This is a genomic window from Dactylosporangium aurantiacum (assembly GCF_000716715.1).
In the GTDB taxonomy this organism is placed as follows: Bacteria; Actinomycetota; Actinomycetes; order Mycobacteriales; family Micromonosporaceae; genus Dactylosporangium; species Dactylosporangium aurantiacum.
In genome coordinates this window covers 20525-44364 of the sequence record NZ_JNYJ01000071.1, presented here as the reverse complement: position 1 = coordinate 44364, position 23840 = coordinate 20525, and the positions used below count along the sequence as shown (strand labels likewise).

At 74.4% G+C, this 23840-nt stretch carries 22 protein-coding genes and 1 pseudogene; 18 read left to right on the top strand and 5 right to left on the bottom strand.

Annotated elements, in window-relative coordinates; translation table 11 throughout:
* Nucleotides 1-47 precede the first annotated feature (47 nt).
* From OP18_RS46760 to OP18_RS46735, 7 genes and pseudogenes are all read left to right on the top strand, one after another.
* Nucleotides 48-941 (top strand): amidohydrolase family protein, encoded by an 894-nt coding sequence (locus OP18_RS46760; RefSeq protein ID WP_063745775.1) that lies wholly within the window; start codon nucleotides 48-50, stop codon nucleotides 939-941.
* 51 nt (nucleotides 942-992) lie between these two features.
* A complete protein-coding gene (locus OP18_RS46755) occupies nucleotides 993-1442 on the top strand; it encodes a DUF3237 domain-containing protein (protein ID WP_033366630.1) in 450 nt (149 codons plus the stop codon).
* A 12-nt stretch (nucleotides 1443-1454) separates the two neighbouring features.
* Nucleotides 1455-2168, top strand: a pseudogene (locus OP18_RS62415) (ABC transporter ATP-binding protein); the annotation flags it as partial.
* Nucleotides 2148-2996, top strand: coding sequence for an ABC transporter ATP-binding protein (locus tag OP18_RS62410; RefSeq protein WP_341483925.1), 849 nt, complete (start codon nucleotides 2148-2150; stop codon nucleotides 2994-2996). The pseudogene OP18_RS62415 and the gene OP18_RS62410, both read left to right, overlap by 21 nt.
* Before the next feature lie 82 nt (nucleotides 2997-3078).
* Nucleotides 3079-3969: a branched-chain amino acid ABC transporter permease gene (locus tag OP18_RS46745; RefSeq protein ID WP_033366626.1), complete on the top strand. Its 891-nt coding sequence runs from the start codon at nucleotides 3079-3081 to the stop codon at nucleotides 3967-3969.
* Nucleotides 3962-5098, top strand: a complete 1137-nt coding sequence (locus OP18_RS46740; protein WP_081971726.1) for a branched-chain amino acid ABC transporter permease — start codon at nucleotides 3962-3964, stop codon at nucleotides 5096-5098. Before OP18_RS46745 ends, OP18_RS46740 begins: the two co-directional genes overlap by 8 nt.
* A complete protein-coding gene (locus OP18_RS46735) occupies nucleotides 4989-6224 on the top strand; it encodes an ABC transporter substrate-binding protein (RefSeq protein WP_033366623.1) in 1236 nt (411 codons plus the stop codon). The genes OP18_RS46740 and OP18_RS46735 overlap by 110 nt, the downstream gene beginning before the upstream one ends.
* 25 nt (nucleotides 6225-6249) lie before the next feature.
* Here OP18_RS46735 and OP18_RS46730 read toward each other — a convergent pair whose 3' ends face one another.
* Nucleotides 6250-7002 carry an IclR family transcriptional regulator gene (locus tag OP18_RS46730; RefSeq protein ID WP_245635775.1) on the bottom strand — a complete coding sequence of 251 codons (753 nt, stop codon included), beginning with the start codon at nucleotides 7000-7002 and terminating at the stop codon, nucleotides 6250-6252.
* A gap of 84 nt (nucleotides 7003-7086) precedes the next feature.
* On the opposite strand from OP18_RS46730, the gene pcaH reads away from it, so the two are divergent.
* Genes pcaH through OP18_RS46695 form a run of 7 tightly spaced genes read left to right on the top strand, consistent with a single transcriptional unit; the run spans nucleotide 7087 to nucleotide 12395 of the window.
* On the top strand, nucleotides 7087-7830 hold the full coding sequence (gene pcaH, locus OP18_RS46725; RefSeq protein WP_033366619.1) for a protocatechuate 3,4-dioxygenase subunit beta: 744 nt from the start codon (nucleotides 7087-7089) through the stop codon (nucleotides 7828-7830).
* Nucleotides 7827-8360: a protocatechuate 3,4-dioxygenase subunit alpha gene (pcaG, locus tag OP18_RS46720; protein WP_033366617.1), complete on the top strand. Its 534-nt coding sequence runs from the start codon at nucleotides 7827-7829 to the stop codon at nucleotides 8358-8360. The genes pcaH and pcaG overlap by 4 nt, the downstream gene beginning before the upstream one ends.
* Nucleotides 8357-9559: a lyase family protein gene (locus OP18_RS46715; protein WP_052388394.1), complete on the top strand. Its 1203-nt coding sequence runs from the start codon at nucleotides 8357-8359 to the stop codon at nucleotides 9557-9559. Before pcaG ends, OP18_RS46715 begins: the two co-directional genes overlap by 4 nt.
* Complete coding sequence (gene pcaC, locus OP18_RS46710; protein WP_033366712.1) at nucleotides 9549-9920, top strand: 4-carboxymuconolactone decarboxylase; 372 nt, start codon at nucleotides 9549-9551, stop codon at nucleotides 9918-9920. The genes OP18_RS46715 and pcaC overlap by 11 nt, the downstream gene beginning before the upstream one ends.
* Nucleotides 9917-10582 (top strand): 3-oxoacid CoA-transferase subunit A, encoded by a 666-nt coding sequence (locus tag OP18_RS46705; RefSeq protein WP_033366614.1) that lies wholly within the window; start codon nucleotides 9917-9919, stop codon nucleotides 10580-10582. The genes pcaC and OP18_RS46705 overlap by 4 nt, the downstream gene beginning before the upstream one ends.
* Complete coding sequence (locus tag OP18_RS46700; protein ID WP_033366612.1) at nucleotides 10579-11217, top strand: 3-oxoacid CoA-transferase subunit B; 639 nt, start codon at nucleotides 10579-10581, stop codon at nucleotides 11215-11217. Before OP18_RS46705 ends, OP18_RS46700 begins: the two co-directional genes overlap by 4 nt.
* Nucleotides 11214-12395: a 4-hydroxybenzoate 3-monooxygenase gene (locus OP18_RS46695; protein ID WP_033366609.1), complete on the top strand. Its 1182-nt coding sequence runs from the start codon at nucleotides 11214-11216 to the stop codon at nucleotides 12393-12395. Before OP18_RS46700 ends, OP18_RS46695 begins: the two co-directional genes overlap by 4 nt.
* 98 nt (nucleotides 12396-12493) lie before the next feature.
* On the opposite strand, the gene OP18_RS46690 is transcribed toward OP18_RS46695, so the two are convergent.
* Nucleotides 12494-13045 (bottom strand): TetR/AcrR family transcriptional regulator, encoded by a 552-nt coding sequence (locus OP18_RS46690; protein WP_052388393.1) that lies wholly within the window; start codon nucleotides 13043-13045, stop codon nucleotides 12494-12496.
* A 54-nt stretch (nucleotides 13046-13099) separates the two neighbouring features.
* Between OP18_RS46690 and OP18_RS46685 the strand changes: the two genes are divergently transcribed.
* Nucleotides 13100-13579, top strand: coding sequence for a DUF1772 domain-containing protein (locus OP18_RS46685; protein ID WP_033366607.1), 480 nt, complete (start codon nucleotides 13100-13102; stop codon nucleotides 13577-13579).
* Nucleotides 13580-13610: 31 nt separating this feature from the next.
* On the opposite strand, the gene OP18_RS46680 is transcribed toward OP18_RS46685, so the two are convergent.
* The 3 genes from OP18_RS46680 to OP18_RS46670 are packed head-to-tail and all read right to left on the bottom strand — an operon-like array spanning nucleotide 13611 to nucleotide 18247.
* Nucleotides 13611-16253 (bottom strand): BTAD domain-containing putative transcriptional regulator, encoded by a 2643-nt coding sequence (locus OP18_RS46680; protein WP_081971725.1) that lies wholly within the window; start codon nucleotides 16251-16253, stop codon nucleotides 13611-13613.
* A gap of 30 nt (nucleotides 16254-16283) precedes the next feature.
* Nucleotides 16284-17654, bottom strand: coding sequence for an IS607 family element RNA-guided endonuclease TnpB (gene tnpB, locus OP18_RS46675; RefSeq protein WP_033366709.1), 1371 nt, complete (start codon nucleotides 17652-17654; stop codon nucleotides 16284-16286).
* A gap of 5 nt (nucleotides 17655-17659) precedes the next feature.
* Nucleotides 17660-18247 (bottom strand): IS607 family transposase, encoded by a 588-nt coding sequence (locus OP18_RS46670; RefSeq protein ID WP_033366598.1) that lies wholly within the window; start codon nucleotides 18245-18247, stop codon nucleotides 17660-17662.
* Between the two features lie 377 nt (nucleotides 18248-18624).
* Between OP18_RS46670 and OP18_RS54105 the strand changes: the two genes are divergently transcribed.
* The 3 genes from OP18_RS54105 to OP18_RS54100 all read left to right on the top strand — a co-directional run bounded on the left by OP18_RS54105 (nucleotide 18625) and on the right by OP18_RS54100 (nucleotide 23790).
* A complete protein-coding gene (locus OP18_RS54105; RefSeq protein WP_052388391.1) occupies nucleotides 18625-21189 on the top strand; it encodes an ATP-binding protein in 2565 nt (854 codons plus the stop codon).
* Between the two features lie 109 nt (nucleotides 21190-21298).
* Nucleotides 21299-22612, top strand: a complete 1314-nt coding sequence (locus OP18_RS58295) for a tachylectin-related carbohydrate-binding protein (protein WP_156090276.1) — start codon at nucleotides 21299-21301, stop codon at nucleotides 22610-22612.
* Entirely contained in the window at nucleotides 22609-23790 is a 1182-nt protein-coding gene (locus OP18_RS54100) for a glycoside hydrolase family 26 protein (RefSeq protein WP_052388390.1), read from the top strand. Before OP18_RS58295 ends, OP18_RS54100 begins: the two co-directional genes overlap by 4 nt.
* The last annotated feature ends 50 nt before the right edge of the window (nucleotides 23791-23840 follow it).

Sequence of the window (23840 nt, the reverse complement as noted above, 5' to 3'; positions counted from 1 at the left end):
GCAGTCTCAAGGTCAGGGCGGCGCCGGAGCGCAGCGGAGGTGACGTCATGACCGGACATCGGCCCACACTGGATCTCGACGCGGTGGAGGCGATCGACTTCCACGTCCACGCCGAGCGGGCCGACGACGGGCACGAGAGCCTGCCGGCGGCGCACATGGCGGCGTCGGCGAAGTACTTCAGGACGACCGGCGGGCGGGCGCCCGGCATCGACGAGATCGCCGAGGTGTACCGCGCGCGCCGGCTGGCGGCGGTGCTGTTCACCGTCGACTCCGAGTCGGTGACCGGGCACCCGCCGATCCCCAACGAGCACGTGGCGGCGGCCGCGGCCCGCCACCCCGACGTGTTCGTCCCGTTCGCCAGCGTCGACCCGCACCGCGGCCCGGCCGGGGTGGCGCTGGCCCGCCGGCTGGTCGCCGAGCACGGGGTGCGCGGGTTCAAGTTCCACCCGAGCCTGCAGGGGTTCGCGCCGGACGACCGGATGGCGTACCCGCTGTACGAGACGATCGCGGAGCTGGGCGTGCCCGCGCTGTTCCACAGCGGGCAGACCGGGATCGGTGCGGGCATGCCCGGCGGCGCCGGGATCCGGCTCGGCTACTCCAACCCGATGCTGCTCGACGGGGTGGCGGCCGACCTGCCGGAGCTGACCGTGGTGCTGGCGCACCCGTCGTTCCCCTGGCAGGACGAGGCGCTCGCGGTGGCCACGCACAAGGCCAACGTGTACATCGACCTGTCGGGCTGGGCGCCGAAGTACTTCCCGCCGCAGCTGGTCACGTACGCCAACGGCCCGCTGCGGCACAAGGTCCTGTTCGGCACCGACTACCCGCTCATCAGCCCGGACCGGTGGCTGGCCGAGTTCGCGGAGCTGCCGGTCAAGGACGAGGTCCGCCCGCTGATCCTCAAGCACAACGCCCTGCGCGTGCTCGGGCTCGCACCGACGTAAGACAGCACCGCTGCGGCCGTCACAAGGACGTCTCACTGAAGGGACGGCGACGTGCACCTGGAACCCCTCGCGACCGTCCACGTCGAGCTCGCGCCGATGCTCGGGGTCGGCGTCACGCCCGGCGGCGAACGGCGGGTGTACCCGATCGTCGGCGGGTCGTTCGCCGGCGCCGCGTTCACCGGCACGGTGCTGCCCGGCGGGGCGGACTGGCAGCTGGTGCTGGCCGACGGCACCGCCGTCATCGACACCCGCTACCTGCTGCGCACCGACGACGGGGCGCTCGTGTACATCCGGACCCGCGGCTTCCGCCACGGCCCGCCCGACGTCCTCGCCCGTCTGGCCGCCGGCGAACCGGTCGACCCGGCCACCTACTACTTCCGCCTGACCCTGCACTTCGAGACCGCCGCGCCGCAGTACGCGTGGCTGGGCCGAACCGTCGCGGTCGCCTCCGCGCGCCGCGAGCCCGCCGCCGTCGTCTACGACGCCTACACGCTGAGCTGACAAGGGGCGCCCATGCTGGACGTTCGTGACCTGAGTATCGCGTACCAGGGCAGCATCGCCGCCCTGCGCGGGGTCAGCCTGACGGTGCCGGAGGGCGGCATCGTCGCGCTGGTCGGCAACAACGGCGCCGGCAAGACCACGCTGCTGCGGGCGGTGAGCCAGAACCTGCGCCGGCACCGCGGCCGGATCACCGGTGGCGAGATCCGGTTCGACGGCGAGCCGTTGCACGGCGGCGGCCCCGAGGAGTCGTTCCGGCGCGGCATCGTCCAGGTCCCGGAGGGGCGGCGCATCTTCGGCACGTTGACCGTCGAGGAGAACCTGCGCCTCGCGGCCGCGTCCGCCGGCGGGCGCCGGGACCGGCAGGCGATCCAGCGGGTGTACGACCTGTTCCCGGTTCTCGGCGACCGCCGCCGCCAGCGCGGCCTGCTGCTGTCCGGGGGTGAGCAGCAGATGCTCGCCATCGGCCGGGCCCTCGCCGCCGCGCCGCGCCTGCTCATGCTCGACGAGCCGTCCCTCGGCCTGGCCCCGCGGACGGCGGCCCGGGTCATGGCCGCGGTCGGCCAGCTCAACGCCGACGGGATGGCAGTGCTGCTGGTCGAGCAGAACGCGGCGCTCGCACTGCGCCTCGCCCGGCACGCCTACGTGCTGGAGCTCGGCCGGGTGTCGCTGGACGGCCCGGGCGAGCGGCTGCGCGAGGACCCGGAGGTGCGCCGGCTGTACCTCGGCGGATCGGCGGCGAGCGGCGCCGGACCGCTCGCCGGCACCCCGTCCGGCGGGCCGGCCGCCACCGCCGGGCGGCTCGTCGTGGAGGACCTCGCGGTCAGCTTCGGCGCGGTCGCCGCCCTGTCCGACGTCGCCCTGACCGTCGAGCCGGGCACCATCCACGCCGTCATCGGGCCGAACGGGGCCGGGAAGTCGACGCTGCTCAACGTGCTGTCCGGGCTGTACCGCCCACGACGGGGCCGCATCCGCTTCGGCGACACGGAGCTCACCCGCCTGCGCCCGCACGCCATCGCCCGGCTCGGCATCGCCCGCTCCTTCCAGAACGTCGCGCTCTCCGGCGGCCAGACGGTCCGCGACAGCCTGCTGCTGGGCTGCCACCTGCGGATGGCGGCCGGGCCGGTGCGCACCGGGCTGCGGCTGCCCGGCGCTCGGCGCGAGGAGCGGCGCGAACGGGCCCGGGTCGAGGCCGTCGCCGAGCGCTGCGGCGTCGCGGGCCTGCTCGACCGGCCGGTGGTGCAGCTCGCGTACGGCGACCGCAAACGCGTCGACCTGGCCCGGGCCATGTGCGCCGAGCCGCGCCTGCTGCTCGTCGACGAGCCGGTCGCCGGACTCAACGCCGCCGAGACCGACGCCGTCGCCGAGCTGATCCGCCGGCTGCGCGACGAGGACGGCGTCACGGTGGTCCTGGTCGAGCACGACATGCCGATGGTGATGCGGCTGGCCGACCGGATCACCGTGCTCGACTTCGGCCGGCGCATCGCCGACGGCCCACCCGGCCAGATCCTGGACGACCCGGACGTCCTGCGCGCCTACCTCGGGACCGCGGCATGACCGGCCAGCGAAGCGTCTCGGGCCGGTCATCATGTCACCGGTTCAGGTCAGGCCGACGCCGGAGCGCAGCGGAGGTGGCGGCATGACCAGGTTGCTGTCGATCGTGCTCACGGGACTGTCCACCGGCTCGATCTACGCGCTCGTCGCGTTGGGGTTCGTGCTGCTGTACAAGGCCGCCGGCGTGGTGAACTTCGCGCACGGCTCGCTGCTGCTGCTCGGCGCGTACGTCACCGCGCGGACCTGGGAGACGGTCGGCTTCCCGGCCGCCGCCGCCCTCGGCGTGCTCACCGGCGCCGGGGCCGCGCTGGTGATCCAGCGGCTGCTCGCCGACCCGATGCGCGACGCGGCCCCGGTCGCTCTCGCCATCATGACGATCGGCGTGGACATCGTCCTCGGCACCGAGCTCAGCCGCCGGATGGGGCCGGACATCGTGGTGCTCGGCCATCCCTGGGGCGGCGCCGCGGTGCGGCTCGGCGAGGTCGCGGTGCCCGCCAACCGGGTCGTCGCGCTCGGGGTCGCGGCGCTCATCATCGCCGCGTTCCTGCTGGCGTTCCGGTTCACCGGCTGGGGCGTGGCGATGCGGGCGGCCGCCGAGGACCCGGAGGCCGCGGCGCTGGTCGGGGTGCGGGTGCGGCGGGTCGTCACGACGAGCTGGCTGCTCGCCGGCGGGCTCGCCGTCGTCGCCGGGATCTTCCTCGCCGGTTCCCCGACGCCCGGCCTGTCCCCGGCCGTCGGCGTCGTCGCCCTGCGGGCCCTGTCCGCCGCCATCCTCGGCGGGCTCGACTCGACGACCGGGGCGCTCGTCGGCGGCCTGATCGTCGGCGTCGCGGAGAGCCTCGCCGCCGGCTACCAGGACGAGCTGGCCGTGTTCGGGCGCGGCTCCGGGGAGGTGGTGCCGTACATCGTGATGATCGCGGTCCTGCTGGTCCGGCCGGCGGGCCTCTTCGGCACCCGGGCGGCCGGCCGTGTCTGACCGTATCCGGGCCACCGCCGGGTGGGTGGCGATCGGGCTGGCGGTCCTCGTCCCGCCGTACTACCTCGACGAGTTCTGGCTCCGGCTCGGCTTCTCGGTCGCCGCCGCGGGCATCGGCGCGATCGGGCTGACGCTGCTCACCGGCACCGCCGGCCAGCTCTCCCTGGCGCACGCCTTCTTCCTCGGCGTCGGCGCGGTCACGTACTGCGTGCTGGCCGCGCCGGCCGGCGGCGAGCGTCTCGGCCTCGGCCTGCCGACGCCGGTCGCCGCGGTCGCCGGGGCGGTGCTGGCCGGCCTGGCCGGGCTCGCGTTCTCACCGATCGCCGCCCGGCTGCGCCACATCTACCTCGGCATCGCCAGCATCGCGCTGGTCCTCATCGGCCAGCACGTGCTCAACGTCGCCGCCCCGCTCACCGGCGGCTTCAACGGCCGGCGCACCCCGGGCCTGGTCGACGAGACGGTCACCGTCGTGGCCCAGGTCCCGTTCGGCGTGTACGAGAAGCTGTGGTACATCGGCGGGACCACGCTGGTGCTCGCCGCGGTGTTCGCCCGCAACCTGGTGGCCGGGCGGGTCGGCCGGGCGCTGGTCCTGGTCCGTGACAGCGAGCCGGCGGCCGCCGCGGTCGGCATCCCCGTCCAGTCGTACAAGGCGCTCGCGTTCGTGCTGTCCTCCATGTACGCCGGGCTCGCCGGCGTGCTCTACGCCGTCGCGATCGGCAGCGTCGCGCCCCAGTCCTTCGCGCTCGACGTGTCCGTGCTGTACCTCGTGATGATCGTGATCGGCGGGCTCGGCTCGGTCGGCGGTGCGGTCGCCGGCGCCGCCGTCGTCACCGCCCTGCCCGTGCTGCTCCAGGAGTACGCCGCCGACCTGCCCTTCCTCGCCGAACCGGGCAGCGGTGGCGTCACCGCCAGCCACGCCGCCCGGTACGCGTTCGGCATCGCCGTCATCGCGGTGGTGCTCGTGCGCGCCCGCGGCCTCAACGGCCTCCGTTTCCGCCAGACACCCCTTGGGAGTATCCATGAACCGAGCGCTCCGCCTGCTGGCCGTCGCCGTCACGGTGACCATCGGCGTCACCCTGAGCGGGTGCAGCGGGAAAGCCAACACACCGAGCTCCGGCCAGACCGGTGAGATCAAGACCGACGTCGGGGTCAGCGGCAACCGGATCAGTCTCGGCGTGCTCACCGACCTGACCGGGCAGTTCGCGCCGCTGGCCACCGAGCTGACCAACGCCGAGAAGCTGTACTGGGAGCAGCGCAACGCCGCCGGCGGCGTCTGCGGCGGCCGGTTCCAGGTCGACCTGGACGTGCGCGACCACGGGTACAACGTGCAGACCGCGGTGTCGTTGTACGCGAGCATGAAGACCAAGTCGCTGGTTTTCGAGCAGATCCTCGGCTCGCCGATGAACGCGGCGCTGTCCGCCGACATCCAGAAGGACGGCATCGTCACGCTGCCGGCCAGTTGGGCCCCGGTGCTGCTGAAGAACCCGCTGATGACCGTCGTCGGCACGACCACCGACCTCGAGGTGGTCAACCTGCTCGACCACCTGCTCGAGCAGAAGACGCTCGCGGCCGGTGACGCGATCGGCCACATCTACTTCGAGGGTGAGCTGGGCGAGAGCGGGCTCATCGGCTCGAAGAAGGTCGCGGCCGCGCACAACCTCAAGCTCGTCGAGGCGAAGATCAAGCCGACCGACACCGACATGACCGCGCACGTCACCGCGATGAAGGCGCAGGGCGTCAAGGCGATCGTGCTGTCCACGAGCAGCGGGCCGCTCGCGTCGGCCGCCGCCGTGGCCGCCACCCAGGGCATGCAGGTGCCGCTGCTGGGCAACACCCAGACGTTCGCGCCCGGCGCGCTGAAGACCCCGGGCGGGGCCTACCTCAAGAGCCACTTCCTCGGTGCGCAGCCGGTGTCCCCGTTCGACCAGGCGGCGTCGAAGGCGGTGCTGGACACGTACCTCAAGAAGTACCCCGGCACCAACCCGACGCTGCAGATCTCGTACGGCTGGGCGCGGGCCGACGTGATGCGCCAGCTGCTGGAGTCCGCCTGCGCGGCGAAGGACCTCACCCGTCAGGGCCTGGTCAAGGCGCGCCAGTCGCTGACCAAGGTCGACACCGGCGGGCTGGCCGCGGTGCTGGACTACAGCACCGCCGGTGCGCCGCCGACCCGGGAGTCGTACCTCATGAAGGCCGCGGACGCGCCCGGCGGCCTGGTCCTGGAGAAGGGCCCGTACCGCGGCGCCGACGCGACCTGACCGGCGGCACGCACGCCGGCGGGCGTCACCGCGCCGCCGCCTGGTCGAGCACCCGGCCGATGCCCTGCGCCGCGACGCGCAGGCCGGCGACCAGGCGGCGGCGGTCGCGGCGCAGCTGCGCCACGACGATCCCCAGGGCCGCCACGACCTCGGTGCCGTGCCGCAGCACGGGCACGGCGACCGAGCTGGCACCGATCGACATCTCGTCGGCCGTGGTGGCGTAGCCGTCGCGGCGGGCCCGGTCGAGCTGGGCGGCGAGCACGTCGGCGGACACGATGGTGTACGGCGTCACCCGGCGCAGCGAGCCGAGGACCTCGGCCACCACGTCGCGCGGGGCGTGGGCGAGCAGCACCTTGCCCACGCCGGTGCAGTGCAGCGGCAGCCGGGTGCCGACGCGGCTGACGATGGGCACCGACGCGCTGCCGCTGAGCCGGTCCAGGTACAGCACCTCGGTCCCGTCCCGCACGGCCAGGTGCACGGTGGCCCGGGTGGCGGCGAAGATGTCGTGCAGAAACGGCGACGCGAGCTCGCGCAGGCCGGTCTGCACCGGGGCGAGCAGCCCGATGCCCCAGACGCGCCGCCCGATCGTGTAGCGGCCGGCGCCGTGGCGGTCGAGCGCGCCGAGGCCGACCAGCTCGGCGACGAGCCGGTGCGTCGTGGCCAGGGGCAGCGCCGCCCGGCGGGACAGCTCCGACAGGGTGAGGCTGCGGTGCTGCTCGTCGAACGCGCCGAGGACGGCGAACGCCCGCCCGACCACCGAGGCTCCCGGGGTCGACACCCGACCGGCCACCGTCGATTTCCTTCCACTGAGTGGATGGTCAGCGTAGACCACGCCGGCCCGGCGGACCTACGGTCGTTGTCCATGACGCCGACTCTGGAGTCGCAGCGGCAGATCTCCGCCGAGATCGCGGCGCTGCACGCGGCCGACGGTCCGGCCGGGCAGCCGCGGCTGGCGTTCCCGCCGTACCGCAGCTCGATCCTGCGCCACCCGAGCAGGGATCCGCGCCCCGCCGACCCCGAGGGCGCCGAGCTGGTGGCGCCGGTCTTCGGCCACCGCGACGTCGACCCGGTCGAGGCGGACCTGACCGTCCAGCACGGCGGGGAGCCGATCGGCGAGCGGATCGTGGTGCAGGGCCGGGTGCTCGACGGCGACGGCCGGCCGGTCCGCCGCCAGCTGGTCGAGATCTGGCAGGCCAACGCCGCCGGCCGCTACCGGCACGAGCGTGACCGGCACCCGGCGCCGGACGACCCCAACTTCACCGGCGCCGGCCGCTGCCTCACCGACGACGAGGGCGGCTACCGCTTCGTCACGATCAGGCCCGGCCCGTACCCGTGGCGCAACCACCACAACGCCTGGCGGCCCGCGCACATCCACTTCTCGCTGTTCGGCTCGGAGTTCACCCAGCGGCTGGTCACGCAGATGTACTTCCCCGCCGACCCGCTCCTCGCGCTCGACCCGATCGCCCAGTCGATCACCGACCCGCGGGCCCGGCAACGGCTCGTCGCCGCGTACGACCACGATCTGTCCGAGCCCGAGTGGCTGCTCGGCTACCGCTGGGACGTGGTGCTCACCGGCGCCCACCGCACCCCCGTGGAGGCCCCGTGAACCCGACACCCGGCCAGACGATCGGCCCGTTCTACGGCTACGCGCTGCCCTACCCCGGCGACCACGAGCTGGTCCCGCCGGACCACCCGGCCGCGATCCGCCTGCACGGCACCGTCTTCGACGGCGGCGGCGCGCCCGTGCCCGACGCGCTGCTGGAGATCCGCCAGGCCGGACCCGACGGGGCCGTGCCGACCGTGGACGGCTCGATCCGCCGCGACGGGACCCGCTTCACCGGCTGGGGGCGGTGCGGCACCGACCAGGACGGGCACTACGCGTTCACCACCGTCGAGCCCGGCCCGGCGGCGCCGTTCTTCGCCGTCGTCGTCTTCGCCCGCGGCCTGCTCGACCGGCTCTTCACCCGCGCGTATCTCGCCGCCGACGCGCCGTTCCTGGCCGCCCTCGACGCACGGGAGCGGGCCACGCTCGTCGCCGTCCGCGAGCCCGGCGGCGACCGCCGGTTCGACATCCACCTGCAGGGCGAGCGGCAGACGACGTTCCTCAGCTTCCCCCGGCACGGAACGCACCGATGAGCCTCCTGCGCCCCGGCAGCCACCGTGTCGCCGCCCTCGTCGACGACGCCGCGGTCGCCGCGGCGCTGCTCGCCGTCGAGGCGGCCTGGTCGCGGGCCCTGGGCCGGCCCGGCGCGCGGGCTGATCCCGCCCTGTCCGGCCTGCTCGCGGAGTCCGAGGACGCGGGCAACCCGGTGGTGCCGCTGGTGCGGGCCCTGCGCGCCAGCGTCGACGACCCCGCCGCGGCGGCCCTCATTCACCGCGGCCTGACGAGCCAGGACGTCCTCGACTCCGCGCTCATGCTGCTGGCCGCCCGGGTCCTGGACCGGGTCCGCGACGACCTGGCCGGCACCGCCGGTGCCCTGGCCGGACACGCGCGGCGGCACCGCGACCACGTGATGGCCGGGCGGACCCTCACCCAGCACGCCGTGCCGATCACCTTCGGGCTGAAGGCGGCCCAGTGGCTGACCGGCGTGCTCGACGCGCTCGACACGGTCGCGGCCACCCGCGCGGCGCTGCCCGCCCAGTGCGGTGGCGCCGCCGGGACGCTGTCGCTGCTGGCCGCCACGGTGCCCGACCCGCTCGCCACCGCCGCCGCCTTCGCCGCCGAGCTGGGCCTCGCCGACCCCGGGCTGCCCTGGCACACCCGCCGCACCCCGGTGACCCGGCTCGGCGACACCCTCGTCACCGTCACCGACGCCCTCGGCGTCATCGCCGCCGGCGTGGCCCTGCTCGCCCGGCCCGAGTTCGGCGAGCTGGCGGAGGGCGGCCCGGACGGCCGCGGCGGCTCCTCAACCATGCCGCACAAGCACAACCCGGTCCTCAGCGTGCTGATCCGCGGCGCCGCGGCCCAGGCGCCGCTGCTCGCCGCGCAGCTGCACCTGGCCGCCGCCCAGGCCGTCGACGAGCGGCCGGACGGCGCCTGGCACAGCGAGTGGCCCGCCCTGCAGGCGTTGCTGCTAGTCACGGCGACCGCGGCGAGCCAGGCCGCGGAGCTGACCCGCGAGCTGCGGGTGCACCCGGACGTCATGGCCCGCCGGGCGCACGCCGCCGCCGCGGACCTGCTCGCCGAGCGCGGCGGTGCGGCGGACGCGGACGTCGAGGGGTACCTCGGCGTCGCCGGCACCCTCGTGGACCGCGCCCTCGCCCGCCACGCGGACCATCCAGCCGCCGGCAGCCTGCCCGCCGGCGGCCGTGCGGGGGCCGACGATGACCGATGACGGGATGACGGTCCGGCGGGAGGTCCTCGGCGACGACCACGTCGACCGGGCGGTCGCCGCCACCACGCCGTTCACCGCCGACTTCCAGACGTTCATCACCCGGTACGCGTGGGGCGGGGTCTGGACGCGGCCGGGCCTGGACCGGCGCGCGCGCAGCATGATCACGCTGACCGCGCTGATGGCCGGCGGGCACTGGGGTGAGTTCGCGATGCACGTGCGCGCCGCCCGCCGCAACGGCCTGACCCGCGAGGAGATCGCCGAGGTGCTGCTGCACGCGGCGGTCTACTGCGGGGTGCCCGCGGCCAACCACGCGTTCGCCGAGGCCGCCGCGGTCCTCGACGAGGAGGGGACGCCCGGATGACGACGTTTCCCGCCACCGCCCGCGAGGCGGTCGCCGGCATCGCCGACGGCGCGACGGTGATGCTCGGCGGGTTCGGCGCCGCCGGGCAGCCGGTCGAGCTGATCGAGGCGCTGATCGACACCGGCGCCGGCGACCTGACGGTCGTCAACAACAACGCCGGCAACGGCGACCGTGGCCTCGCCGCCCTCATCGCCCTCGGCCGGGTCCGGCGGATCATCTGCTCGTTCCCCCGCCAGCCCGACTCGTGGCACTTCGACCGGCGCTACCGGGCCGGCGAGATCGAGCTGGAGCTCGTGCCGCAGGGCAACCTCGCCGAGCGCATCCGCGCCGCCGGAGCCGGCATCGGCGGCTTCTTCACCCCGACCGGCTACGGCACGCCGCTGGCGGAGGGCAAGGAGACCCGGGTGATCGACGGCCGCGGCTACGTCCTGGAGTACCCGCTGGCCGCCGACTACGCCCTCATCGCCGCGCACACCGCCGACGCGGCCGGCAACCTCGTCTACCGCAAGACGGCCCGCAACTTCGGCCCCATCATGGCCGCCGCCGCCCGCACCACCGTCGCGCAGGTCCGCGCCGTCGTCCCGGTCGGCGGCATCGACCCCGAACACGTGGTCACGCCGTCGATCTACGTCGACCGGGTCGTCCGGGTGGAGGCACCGTGATCGGCACCGACGAGCTCGCCGCCCTCGTCGCCGCGGACATCCCGCCGGGCGCCTACGTCAACCTCGGCATCGGCCTGCCGACCAGGGTCGCCGACCACTTCGCCGCCGGCTCCGGGGTGGTGCTGCACACCGAGAACGGCATGCTCGGCATGGGCCCGCAGGCGCACGGCGACGACGTCGACCCCGACCTGGTCAACGCCGGCAAGGTCCCGGTGACCGAACTGCCCGGCGCCGCGTACTTCCACCACGCCGACTCGTTCGCCATGATGCGCGGCGGCCACCTCGACTGCTGCGTCCTCGGCGCCTACCAGGTGTCCGCCGACGGCGACCTGGCCAACTGGCACACCGGCCGCCCCGACGACATCCCGGCCGTCGGCGGCGCGATGGACCTCGCCATCGGCGCCCGGGAGACGTTCGTGATGATGACCCTGTTCGCCAAGGACGGCACCAGCAAGCTCGTCCCGGCCTGCACCTACCCGCTGACCGGCGTGCGGTGCGTCAGCCGGGTCTACACCGACCACGCCGTGTTCCTGCTGGACCGGGCCGGCGGCGTGCGCGTGCGCGAACTGTTCGGCATCACCCTCGACGAGCTCCGGCGCCGCGTGCCGGTCCCCCTCGACGCAGGTCCGGCATGAGTGCCACCCGCACCACGGTCGGCATCGTCGGCGCGGGGCCGGCCGGGCTGATGCTGTCGCACCTGCTCGCCCGGGCCGGCATCGACTCGGTCGCCGTCGACCACCGCACCCGCGCCGAGATCGAGACGACCCACCGGGCCGGCATCCTCGAGCTCGACAGCGTCCGGCTCCTCGTCGACGCCGGCGTGTCCGGCCGGGTCCTCACCGACGGCCACGAGCACCGCGGCATCGACCTGCGCTTCGGCGGTGAGAGCCACCGCATCGACTTCCAGGGCCTGGCCGGCGCCTCCACCTGGCTGTACCCGCAGACCGCCGTCTTCGTCGACCTCGCCGACGCCCGCGCCCGCGACGGCGGCGACGTGCGCTTCGGGGTCCGCGACACCGCCGTCGCCGACGTCGTGGACCGCCCGGTCATCCGCTACACCGGCGCGGACGGGGCGGCCCACGAGATCCGCTGCGACTACCTCGTCGGCGCCGACGGCTCCCGCGGCATCTGCCGCCACGCGTTCCCGGAGTCGCGGCGCCGGTGGTACTTCCGCGAGTACCCCTACGCCTGGTTCGGCATCCTGTGCCAGGCCCCGCCGAGCGCGGCCGAGCTGATCTACGCCCGCTCGGGCCGGGGGTTCGCCCTCATCAGCCAGCGCACCGCCACCGTCCAGCGCATGTACCTGCAGTGCGACCCGGCCACCGACCCCACCGACTGGCCCGACGAGCGCATCTGGGCCGAGCTGCAGGCCCGCCTGGCCGGCCCGGACGGCTTCCGGCTCAGCGAGGGCCCCATCATCGAGAAGACCGTGCTGCCCTTCCGCAGCTTCGTCCAGGAGCCCGTCCGCCTTGGCCGGCTGGTCCTCGCCGGCGACGCCGCCCACACCGTCCCCCCGACCGGGGCGAAGGGCCTCAACCTCGCCCTCGCCGACGTCCGCGTCCTGGCCGAGGTCCTGGAGCGGGCGGTACACCGGCAGGACCCGGCGCTGCTGGACGACTACGGCGTCCGGGCCCTCGCCCGGGTCTGGCGGGCCCAGCACTTCTCCTACTGGATGACGACCATGCTGCACACCCCGCCGGGCGCCGACGCGTTCGACCTGCGCCGCCAGGAGGGCGAGCTGGCCGCCCTCGTCGCCTCCGAGGCCGGCCGCCGCTACCTCGCCGAGGGCTACACCGGCTGGCCGGCGCACTGACCTTCCGAGACGCCGGTCCACCGCGCAGGAGCGGCAGGTCGCGTGGGCAGCCAGGCTGTGGACGGCCGGCCGCCGTCGATGGGCCGGCCCGCGAGCCGTCAGTGCGGACGGTCGCGGCGCAGCAGCTCGATCAGCAGGTCGACCCGGGCCTGCTCGTGGTCCGGCCGCAGCCGGCCGTGGCGGGCCAGGTCGGCCAGGCCGTGCAGCGCGCTCCACAGCACCTCCGCCCGGGTCTCGTCGCCCATGACGGACAGCAGCGCGTTGAATCCGGCGCGCAACGGCTCGGGCGTGGTCGGCCGGGCGAATTCCAGGTCGGTCGGCAGTGCGAACATCGCCTCGTACGTCGCCGGCTGCGAACGGGCGAAGTCCAGGTACGCCGCGCAGAGCCCGCGCAGGTCGCCCCGGTCGCCGGCGGGGGTCATGCGCTCGGCGAGCCGGGCGAAGCCGGCCAGCGCCACCGCCCGGATGATGCCGTCCCGGCCGTCGGGGAAGTGTCCGTAGAGCACCGGCTGGCTGAAGCCGATCGTGTCGGCGAGCCGCCGCACGGTGACCGCCGGCCAGCCGTCGACCTCCGCGATCTCCCGGGCCGCGGCGACGATCCGGTCCCGGCGGCCGGCACGGGCCAGCTGCGCATTCGATGGTGCCTTCACAATTCCATGCTAGCAGTGCTAGCTTTCTAGCAACGCTAGATTCCAGGAGTCATCGTGATCGTTCTGCTCGACGCCCTCGCCGCCACCGCCGCCCTGGCCACGGCCGTCATCTTCGGCACCGACACGCTCGGCGCACTGGTCATGCGCCCGACGTACGCCGCGCTCGACGACGCCACCATGACCCGCGTCGTCGGCCTCTCCCACCAGTACGGCAACGCCCGGATGCCCGTGCCCGGCATCCTCAGCGTGGTGGCCGGCGCCGCGACCACCCTCACCGCGTTCCTCACCGGCCGCCCGGCCGCGGGCGCCACGGCCGGGGTCGCCCTGCTCCTGCTGCTGGTGTGGCTGGTCCTGTTCAACCGGATCTCGCTGCCGATCAACAAGGTCTTCATCGAGGCGGCCACCGCGGGCCACGTGCCGCCCGGGGCCCGCCGGCTCCAGCAACGGTGGGACTCGATCATCAATCTGCGCGCGGCCCTCCAGGGAGCCGCACTGCTCGGCTTCTGTCTCACGCTCGCGCTCGCGGCCGCCTGAGCACGGCCCCATCGGCCGGAGCGGCTGGACGTCAGCGTGCGGCGGGGGTCGGTGACAGCGCGCCGCGGTCGGCGACGATCAGCGCGCGCAGCCGGGTGAGCTGGTACCGGTCGCTGAGCCGCAGTGCCGTCTGCAGCGACGCCTCCGCGGCCGCGGGCCGGCCGAGGTGGGCCTGCACCGTCGCGGCGCCGCGCCACAGGTTCGCCTCGCCCTGGACCCAGCCGGCGTCGGCGGCGTGCCGGGCGCCCGTCAGGTAGCTGTCGAGCGCTTCCCCGGGCCGGCCGGTCGACCGCAGAGCGTCGCCCAAGCACTGATGGGCGGCGGCGAGGCCGAGGGGGTCCCCGGTGGCGCGCGCCGCGGCGTGGCCGGCGAGGGCGGTCGTCAACCGGGGCTGCGGGTGCTCGCGCAGCTGGAAGTACCCGCGCAGCTGATCCGTGAGACGCCACGCCGCCGCCGGTACGCCCAGCGCGCCGGCCTCGGTGACCGCCTCGACGATGTGCGGCAGCTCGCCGTCGAGCCAGCCGAGGGCGGCGCCGGCGTCGGCGAACGGCGTGACGGTCGGCAGGTCGGCGGGCAGCCGTACGGCGTCCGGGCAGGTGAGGTACACCGCGACGGCGAGCTGGCGCAGCAGCCAGCCGTAGAACCGCTCGACGGCGGCGGCGCGGGCGGTGGTGGCGTCCGTGCGGGCGCCGAGGCGCCTGGCATGCCGGCGGACCAGCGCCCCGTAGCGGTAGCGGCCCTCGGGCGCACAGTCCACGAGGCTGGCGTCGACGAGCACGGCGAGGTGCTCCTCGGCCGCGGGCCGGTCCACGTCGAGCGTCGCGGCGGCGGCGTCCAGGCCGAAGGCGGGCCCGGGGACGAGCGCGAGCATCCGGAACGCCAGCGCCCCGCCGGCCGGCAGGTCGGCCGTGTCCGGCCGCAGGTGCGCGGCGATCGGGTCCTGGTCGCTGAGCGCGTCGAGGAGGCGGTCAGGGTCGGTCAGCCGGTCGACGAGGGCGCCGACGGTCGGTGCGGTGCGCCCGGCGATCCGGTTCGCCGCGCCGCGCAGCGCCAGCGGCAGGTGCCCGCACGCGGCGGCGAGCGCCTCGGCGCCCGCCCGCGGCACCGCTGACCAGGCCGGGCCGGCAACGGCGGCGAGCAGTCGCAGCGACTCGGCGGGCGCGAGCGGGCCGACGGCGACGGCGGTCGCGCCGGGCAGCTCCCCCAGGCGCCGGCGGCTGCTGATGAGCACGGTGCCGCGGCCCTCGGCCGGCAGCAGCGGACGTACCTGCGCCGCCTCCCGGACGTTGTCCAGCAGCACGAGCACCCGCCGGTGCGTGAGCAGTCGCCGGTACTGCGCTTCCTGCTCGGCGGGGGCACCGGCGGGGTCCGCGCCGAGCGCCCGTAACGCGCAGGTGAGGGCCTGCGCCGCGGTCAGCGCCGCGTCGCCGGCCGGCCGGAGGTCGACGTGCGCGACGCCGTCCGGGAAGTCGTCCTGGACGGCCGCGGCGACGCGCAGCAGCAGCGCGGACGTGCCGGCCCCGACCGGACCGGTCAGGACGACGACCGCCGGCCGGCGCACCAGCCGCACCGCCTGCGCCAGCTCACGCGCCCTGCCGACGAAGGCGTCGGCGGCCGGTGGGTGGACGTTCGCGGGGCGGCGCCACTCCTGCCGCAGCACGGTCCGGTGGGCGGCGGTGATCTCCGGGCCGGGGTCGATGCCGAGCTCCTCGCCGAGCCGGTCGCGGATGCGCTGCAGCGTGTGCAGGGCGTCGGCCTGCCGGCCGGTGGCGGCCAGCGCGATCGCGAGCCGGGCGTGCAGCGGCTCGTGCAACGGGTGGTGGGCGGCCACGCTGTCGACGCGGGCCAGAACGCTGCTCCACCGGCCCGCCTGCGCGCCGGCGTCGGCGTACCGCAGCGTCGCGGCGATGCGCTCCTCGACCAGGGCGCGCACCAGCGGTGACTCGTGCAGCTCGGGTACGTCGGCGGCCGGCTCACCCCGCCAGAGATCCAGTGCCTCCCCCAGCAGGGTCAGCGCCACCCCGGTGTCGTCGGCGCCGGCGCGGGCACGGGCGGTGATCGCACGGAAGGCGGCGACGTCCACCAGGTCCGCGGCCACGTCGAGCCGGTAGCCGCCGGGCTGCAGCCGCACCAGCTCCTCGGTGCGGTGCCGTTGCAGGCTGCGCCGCAGCTGGCTGACCACGCCGTGCAGCAGGTTCCCGGACGACGGTGGCGGCTGCGCTCCCCACAGCAGCTCGACCAGCTCATACGGGTCGACGGCCGAGCCCGGCGCCAGGGCGAACCGGGCCAGGACCACCCGGTGCCGGCCCGCGCCCAGGTCGATGCGCTCGGCGCCACGGCGCACCAGCAGCGGCCCGAGCACCCCGACGGACAGCGGAGCACCGGCGGACAGCGCCGCGCCGGCGTGGGGCCGCCCTTCGCCGGCCCTGACGGTGCGCCGGGGCGCCGCGCCGGCCTGTGCGACACGTTCCAGCGCGTCCGCCTCGTCGGGCGGCAGGCCCAGGGCGGCCGCGATGGCACGGACCGACCGGATGCGCGGGTGCCGGCTGCGGCGCTGCTCGAAGTCGCGCACGGCGGTCGGGCCGAGCCCGGCCTTGACGGCGAGCTCCCGCTGCGTGAGTGCCGCGTGCCGACGGTACCGGCCGAGCAGCGCGGCGAAGTCCACATGCGACATCGTTGGCTCGGTCAAGTGTTCCGTTACCTTTCAGTGTGCTTTGGTGAGCACACGATCGATAGTCCTGCCTTGCGGTAGGACGGTCCCGGTCTGACCGACTGGTGTCGTGCCGGGTTCACGCTTCTCGGCCACCTGCCCGCGTACGCGGGTCTTGCGGTCGGCTCCACGTGCTGCCGCCGGGCCACTCCCGGCGGTGTCGAACTCAGCCGCGAGGGCGGCCAGGTTCAGGGCGGCGTTGCGGTCCCGGTCGAGGACGAGACCGCACACCTCGCAGACGAACTGACGCTCGTGCAGGGCGAGCTTGGTTTTCACCGCGCCGCAGCCCGAGCAGGTCTTCGAGGACGGATACCAGCGGTCAGCGGTCAGCAGCCGTCCGCCGTTCCACCCGGTCTTGTACGCCAGCTGGCGGCGGATCTCGGCGAAGCCGGCATCGGCGATGTGCCGGGCCAGTCGCCGGTTGGCGAGCATGCCGGTGACGTTGAGGTCTTCGACCACGACCGTGCCGTACGTGGTGGCGAGCCGGGTGGTGAGCTTGTGCAGGCCGTCGCGGCGCAGGTTCGCCACTCGGGCGTGCGCCCGGCCGATGCGGGCCGCTGCCCGTTGCCACCGCTTCGACGCCCGCCGGCCGGTGCGCCGGTCGGGGCCGATCTTGCGTGACAGCGCCCGGCCCAGTGCCCGCATGCGCTGCTGCGCGGCCACCAGGTGACGCGGGTTGTCGACCAGCTCTGCGGTGGACAGCACCGCGAGGTGCTTGATCCCGACGTCGACACCGACCACCGTGTCCGGCCGGGCCGGTACGCGTTCGGCCCGCTCGACCTCGACGGTGAACGAGACGTGCCAGCGTCCGCCGTCACGGCGCACCGTCGCGGACATGATCCGTGCCGTGCCGTTGTCCAGGCGGCGGGCGAGTTTGCGGGCGGACTCGTGCAGCTTCAACCGGCCCAGGCGCGGCAGCACGACGTGCATTCGGTCGGGCTCGACCCGGATCGCGCCGGTGGTGAACCGCACCGACGGGGTGGTGCGGCGGCGGGACTTGAACCGCGGGAAGCCGACCGGGCGCCCGGCTCGTGTGCCCTTGCGAGAGTCGGCCCAGTTCTTCAACCCGCGGGCGAGTGCGTCGAGACCGGTGTTGAACGCCTCCTTCGACACCTCGGCCCACCACGGCGCGACGTCGGGCTTGGCGGCGTTCCACGCCTTACGCAGACCCGCGAGCGACCAGGACAGCGACGGCGTCAGCAGCTCGTCCGGCAGGCCGTAGGAGCGTTCCGCGGCCCGCTGGTCCATGATCGCCTTGACCTTCGCGAGTGCCCAGTTGTGCGCGACCCGGGCGGCCCCGGCATGCGCGAGCACGTCGCACTCCTGACCGGCAGTGAGGTCGAGCGCGAACCGGTACGCCTGCATCGTCTTCACGCCGAATCTCCAGTCGCGGCCTCCACCGCGCGGCGGGCACGGTTCGCGGCAGCGCGGCGACCGTAGCGCCGGGCGCACAATGACGTCAGGATCTCGGTCACGTCGCCGACCAGGTCGTCATCGACCGCGGCCTCCTCGGCCGGGTCGACCACGAGCAGGCGGCGGCCCTGCGCGCAGAGCGCGGCTTCAACGTACTCGGCGCCGAAGCGGGCGAACCGGTCCCGACGCTCCACCACGATCGTCGACACAGCCGGGTCGCGCAGCAGGGCGAGGAACTCCTTGCGGTGCCCGTTCAGCGCGGAACCGACCTCGGTCACGACACGGTCCACCGCGAGGCGCTGACCGGTGGCCCACACAGTCACCCGTGCGACCTGCCGGTCCAGGTCGTCCTGCTGATCGGCCGACGACACACGGGCATACACCACCGTCTGCCCGACCCCGGCCGTCGTGCCGGTCAACGGTTCACCAACCATGATCAGACGACCAAGCCGGTACGCCGGAACGGGCAGCGTCCCGGACTCGTAACGCCGACGGGCCGTCGCATACGAGATACCAGTGGCAGCTGCCCATTCCTTCAAGTTCACGAGTGACAACTGTAGACGACTAGTGAGCATTATTGACGACCGAAACGGCAGTAGCTGTTAACCCATCACTTGGCTGTCATGTTGAAGCATCGACTGTAGCGGCCGGTTGCTGAATAGACAGCCATTGTTCTTCGGGGACGCGCTGGTGTATACGCGCACCGCCGGCGGGCGGGCTCCGGCACCGTGACCGTGCAACCGGGACCGGGGCTCGCAGGTCTACCGCACATCGACCGTTTTCGGCAAGGACGTCGACCGGTCATTGCACCGGTCATTGCACCGGCCGGTGCCGCCGTCCGTGCCTGCCGGCGCCCGCCCGTGTCCGTCCGTGTCCGTCCGTGTCCGTCCGTGCACCGCCGCGACGACGAAGGAGAAACCCGATGACCCATGACGGCTTCGCGTCGCTGCTGCGCGGGTACCGCCGCCGGCTCGGCCTGACCCAGGCGGCCCTCGCCGAGCGGTCCGCGGTGAGCGAACGGTCGATCCGCAGCATCGAGCGTGGCGGGCGCGTGCCCCGCCGGTACACCGCCGAACAGCTGGCCGGCGCGCTGGACCTGACCGACGAGCACCTGATGGCGTTCCTGGCCGCCGCGGACGGTCTGCTCCGGCTGCAGCGCGCGACCGCACCCGACCGGCCGCCGGTGGCCGACGGGGCCGCCGCGGCGGACCTGTCGCGGCCGGTACCGCGGCCGGTGCCGCGGCAGCTGCCGGTCGACGTGGGCGACTTCGTCGGCCGCGACGCCGAGCTGCGGGCGATCGTCGAACGGCTCGGGCCGCACGGACCGGCGCCGCACGTGGTGGCGCTGGCCGGACCGGCCGGCATCGGCAAGACCGCGCTCGCGCTGCACGTCGCCCACCGGCTCGCGCCGCAATTTCCGGACGGTCAGCTGTACCTGCCGCTGCACGGCGTCACGAGCCGGCCGGTCGACCCGGGCGACGCGCTGGCGCAGCTGCTGCGGGCGCTGGGCCTGAACAGCGCGGCGCTGCCGGCCGGGGCCGACGCCCGGGCGGCGCTGCTGCGCGAACAGCTCGCCGACCGGCGCGTCCTGGTCGTCCTCGACGACGCGTCCGGGCACGAGCAGGTGGCCGCGCTGCTGCCCGGCGGCGGGAACGCCGTCGTCATCACCGGCCGGTTGCCGCTCACCGGGCTGCCCGGGGTCACGGTGGTCGACCTGGCACCGTTGGACGAGGCGGTGGCGCTGCGGTTGTTCGCCCACATCGCCGGCCCGGCCCGGGTCGCGACCGACCCCGGCGGCGCGGCCGACGTGGCGAAGGCCTGCGGCGGGTTGCCGCTGGCGGTCCGCGTCGCCGCCGCCCGGCTGGCCGCGCACCCCCGCTGGACGGTGCGGCTGCTGGCCGACCGGCTCGGCGACGAGCGGCAGCGGCTGGAGGAGCTGCGCCACGGTGACCTCGCCGTCCGGCCGAGCCTGCGGCTGGGGTACCAGACGCTCAGCGCACCGGCCGCTCGGGCGTTCGCGCTGCTGGGCACGCTGCCCGTCGCCACGTTCCCGGAGTGGGTGGTGGCGGCGCTGCTCGACGCCCCGGCCGCGACCGGCGCCGGCGTGCTGCGTGAGCTGCTCGACGCCCGCCTGCTCGACGAGGTCGGCGTCGACCGGGCCGGGCAGTTGCGGTACCGGTTCCACGACCTGACCCGCCTGTTCGCACTGGAGTGCCATGAGGCCGCCGGGACCGGTGACGCCGACCCGGCGGCGGTCGTCACGCGAGCCGCCGGGGCCTGGTTGGGGCTCGCCCGCCAGGCACGCGACGGCCTGCAGTGCGAGCGGCTGTACCTCGACGAACCGCGGACCCAGGCGGTGCCCGTCGAGGACCGGGTCGCCTCGGTCGCCACCCGGCAGCCGGTCGACTGGTTCGAGGCCGAACGGGAGGCGCTCACCGCCCTCGCCCTGTCCTGCGCCGACACGGGCAGCCACGCCGTGGCCTGTGCCCTGATCGGCAGCGCCGCCGACTTCTTCGAGCTGCGCGGCTACTACACCGACTGGCAACGCATGAGCCGGGCGGCGCTGGCCGCGTGCCGCCGCGCCGGCGACCGCCCAGGTGAGATCGCGATGCGGCGGTCCTTCGGCATCACCCTGCTGGAGCTCGACGACCTCGAGGCCGCGCTGGAGCAGTTCCGCACCGTCCGGCAGCTCGCGCACGAGCTGGGTGCGCACCCGTCGGCCGCGATGGCGGGCAAGGAGATCGGCTTCGTGCTGGGCCTCCTCGGCCGGCTGGACGAGGCGGAGTGGATGCTGCGCACCGCCGAGGAGGAGCTGGACCGGATCGGTCGGCAGGACAGCCGCGCGCTGGCGCTGACCAGCCTTGCCTTCGTGCTGCGCCAGCGCGGCGAGTCCGGCGAGGCGGTGCGGATCGCCCGGGCGGCGCAGGCGCTCGGCGAGGCGCAGCGCAACCGGTTCGTCCAGGCGTACGCGGGCCGCGGGCTCGCCGGCGCGCTGCTGTCCGCCGGTCTGCGCGACGAGGCGGCCCACTGGGCGCGGCGGGCGGCGGAGCTGTACACCGGCATCGGCGATCCGATCGGGGCGGGGCAGAGCCTGCGGGCGCTCGGCGAGGCGCTCGCCGACGACCCGGCGCACCACGGCGAGGCGGAACGGCTCCTGCGCGGCGCGGCGACGCTGTTTCGTGGGCACGGGTACCGGTGGGGACTCGCGCTGACCGAGCTGAGCCTCGGTGAGCTGCTGGTGCGGCGCGGCACCGGCGAGGCCGTCGAGGTGCTGCGTGCCTCGTTGCGGTTCTGGTCCGACGAGGCGGTGCCGGCGCTGCTGGCGCGGGCGCTGGTCGCGCTGGCCGACGCCGAGGAGCGGCGGGGTGGCGACGCCCGGACGCTGCTGGAGCAGGCGTTCGAGCACTACACGGCGATCGGTTCGCCCGCCGCGGCCGCGGTGGCCCGCCGGCTCGATCGGGCCGCCCGGGTGGCCTCCGCGAGCTGACCGGGTCGGTGGTCACCACGGGTGTCGTACGCGTCGTGACGATCCAGTTCCGGCCCAGTACCGCGGTTCAGGCTTCCCGTGTCAGCAACACGAGACCACGGGAGGAACCTTGCCTCGACATCGCACCCGACGAGCCGCCGTCCGGGCGCTCGGTCTGCTCGCCGCTGCCTGCATCGGTGTGACCGGCGCGGCGTTCTCCGCCGTCGCCGCGCCGACGCCGGCCGCGGCGGCCTCCTCGGTCGGCGGATCCATCAGCCGCTCCGAGGTGCTCATGCGCGCGGGCGACTGGTACAGCCGCCGCTACGACTCGGACCTGACGTACAGCATGTCGGACTACACCTGGGACGTTTCGCGCTCCCGGCAGTACCGCCGGGACTGCTCCGGCTTCGTCGGGATGGCATGGCACCTGGGCGCCGATCCCAACACGCAGACGCTGGACAACTACGCCGATCCGATCAGCCGCGCCGCGTTGGAGCCGGGAGACCTGCTCAACGACACCACGGACAGCGAGAGCGGCTACCCGTACCACGCGATCCTGTTCGGCGGCTGGGAGAACACCGCGAAGACGCGGTTCTGGTACTACAGCTTCGGGCACACCCCGGTGGAGAAGGTGACCGGCGCGTCGTTCAGCTGGGCGACCCTGTCGGGCCACCCCACGTCGGAGTACCGCGCCTACCGGTACCGCAAGATCATCGATGATCCGAAGGGCAGCGGCAACATCTACGGGGTGCTCGACGACGGCCGGCTGACATTCACCGTGGTCAACGCGGCCGGTGTCCGCACCCACGGCGCGGTCGTGTCCTCCGCGACCCTCGGCCTCACCCCGGCGGCCATGGCCGTGCTCAACTTCAACACCATCCTGTTCACCACCGCGACCGGTCAGCTCTACCGCGTCGACGTCATCACCAACAACACCTCGCTGGTGTTCGAACCGCCGATCCTGCTGGCCAGCAGCGGCTGGACACTGACCAGACTCGCCTACGACGGCAGCGGTCACCTCTACGGCATCGCCGGCACCACCCTGCGCCGCTACACCGTCAACGCCGCCAAACCCGACCTCGACGACATCACCGGCTGGGTCACCATCCAGCAGTCCGGCTTCTCCCAGAAGACCCTCACCACCACCGGACCCGACTGGATCCTGGGCAACCACACCGACGGACGGCTGCTGTCCTACCGCATCGACGGCGTCGGCGACTGGACCGGCTCCACCCTGCGCGCCACCACCTGGCAGGTCTTCGACCAGATCGTCTCACCCGGCGGCGGCGTCTACCTCGCCCACAAACCCGACGGCTCGATGCTGCACTACGTCGACGCCAACCCCTACGACGGCGACGGCGACGACATCAGCGCCGCCAAGACCGTCGACGCCGGCGGCTGGACCCAGATCCTGCTGTCCGCCCAACCCGGCACCATCTCATGAGGCGGGTCGTCGCGGTGATAGCCGCCGTCGTCACGGTCCTGGTCGGTCTCCAGGCACCGGCACACGCCAGCACGCCCACGCTCTTCGGGGCGTCGGTCTACCAGCCGTCCGGGCAGACGTTCACCCAGGCGCTGGCGGCCGCCGACGGCCGGTACGGCACGCTGCCGGTCCTGCGGGTCTTCTATCCGGGCGCCCCGGCCGCGTGGACCGACACGAAGCTCGCCACACCCGGTCGGGCCACGGTGGTGTCCTTCAAGTACGACGCCGACACCGTGCTGGCCGGCACGGCGGACGCCTACCTCCGCTCGTGGTTCGCGAACGCGCCCCGCGACCGGGACATCTTCTGGTGCTTCTACCACGAGCCCGAGGACGACATCCGCGACGGGGCGTTCACCGCGGCGTCCTACCGGGCCGCGTGGCAGCGCATCGCCGGCCTCGCCGACCAGGCGGGCAACCCGCGCCTGTTCGCCACCACGATCCTGATGGACTGGACGGTGGATCCGAAGAGCGGGCGGAACTGGCGTGACTACTACCCCGGCCCGGCCTACGTCGACGTGATGGCGTGGGACGTGTACAACTTCGACGAGGCGAACTCGGAGACCATGGCGTCGCACAACGCCAAGCGCCCCGCGCTCGAGGTCGCCCGGTCCCAGGGCAAGCCCTACGCGGTCGCCGAGCTCGGCGTGCAGGACCACGCGAACCGCCCGGCGATGCTGCGGGACATCGCACGGTGGATGCGTGGCACGGCGGACGCCCGCTTCGTCACGTACTTCGACGCGGTGGGCTGGCCGGAGGACGACCTGATCGGCGACACCGCCAGCATCCAGGCGTGGCGGGAGGCGGTGACCGGCACGCTGTTCGCCGGCACACCGGTGATGACCACGACCGCCGGCCCGGCGGCGGCGACGTCGACGTCGATCCAGTGGTCGACCAGGGTGGATCCGGCGCAGCAGGCCGGCTGGGTCTCCTGCGCCTCCTGGCGCACCATCGGCGGCTCCGAGTTCGTCGAGGGACCACGCCGGTACCTGGCCGGCAACCCGGAAACGGTCACCTGCGACCGGAGCGGGCTGCAGCCGGACACGTCGTACCGGGCCAGAGTCAAGTGGTGGAGCGCCCAGTCCGGCGGATCCCTGCTGTACACCAGCAACACGGTCGACCAGGTCACCGCCCGGGCGTAGCCGGGCACCGGCACAGGTGAGCGACGACGAGGTGGTGCGGGTCATTCCGT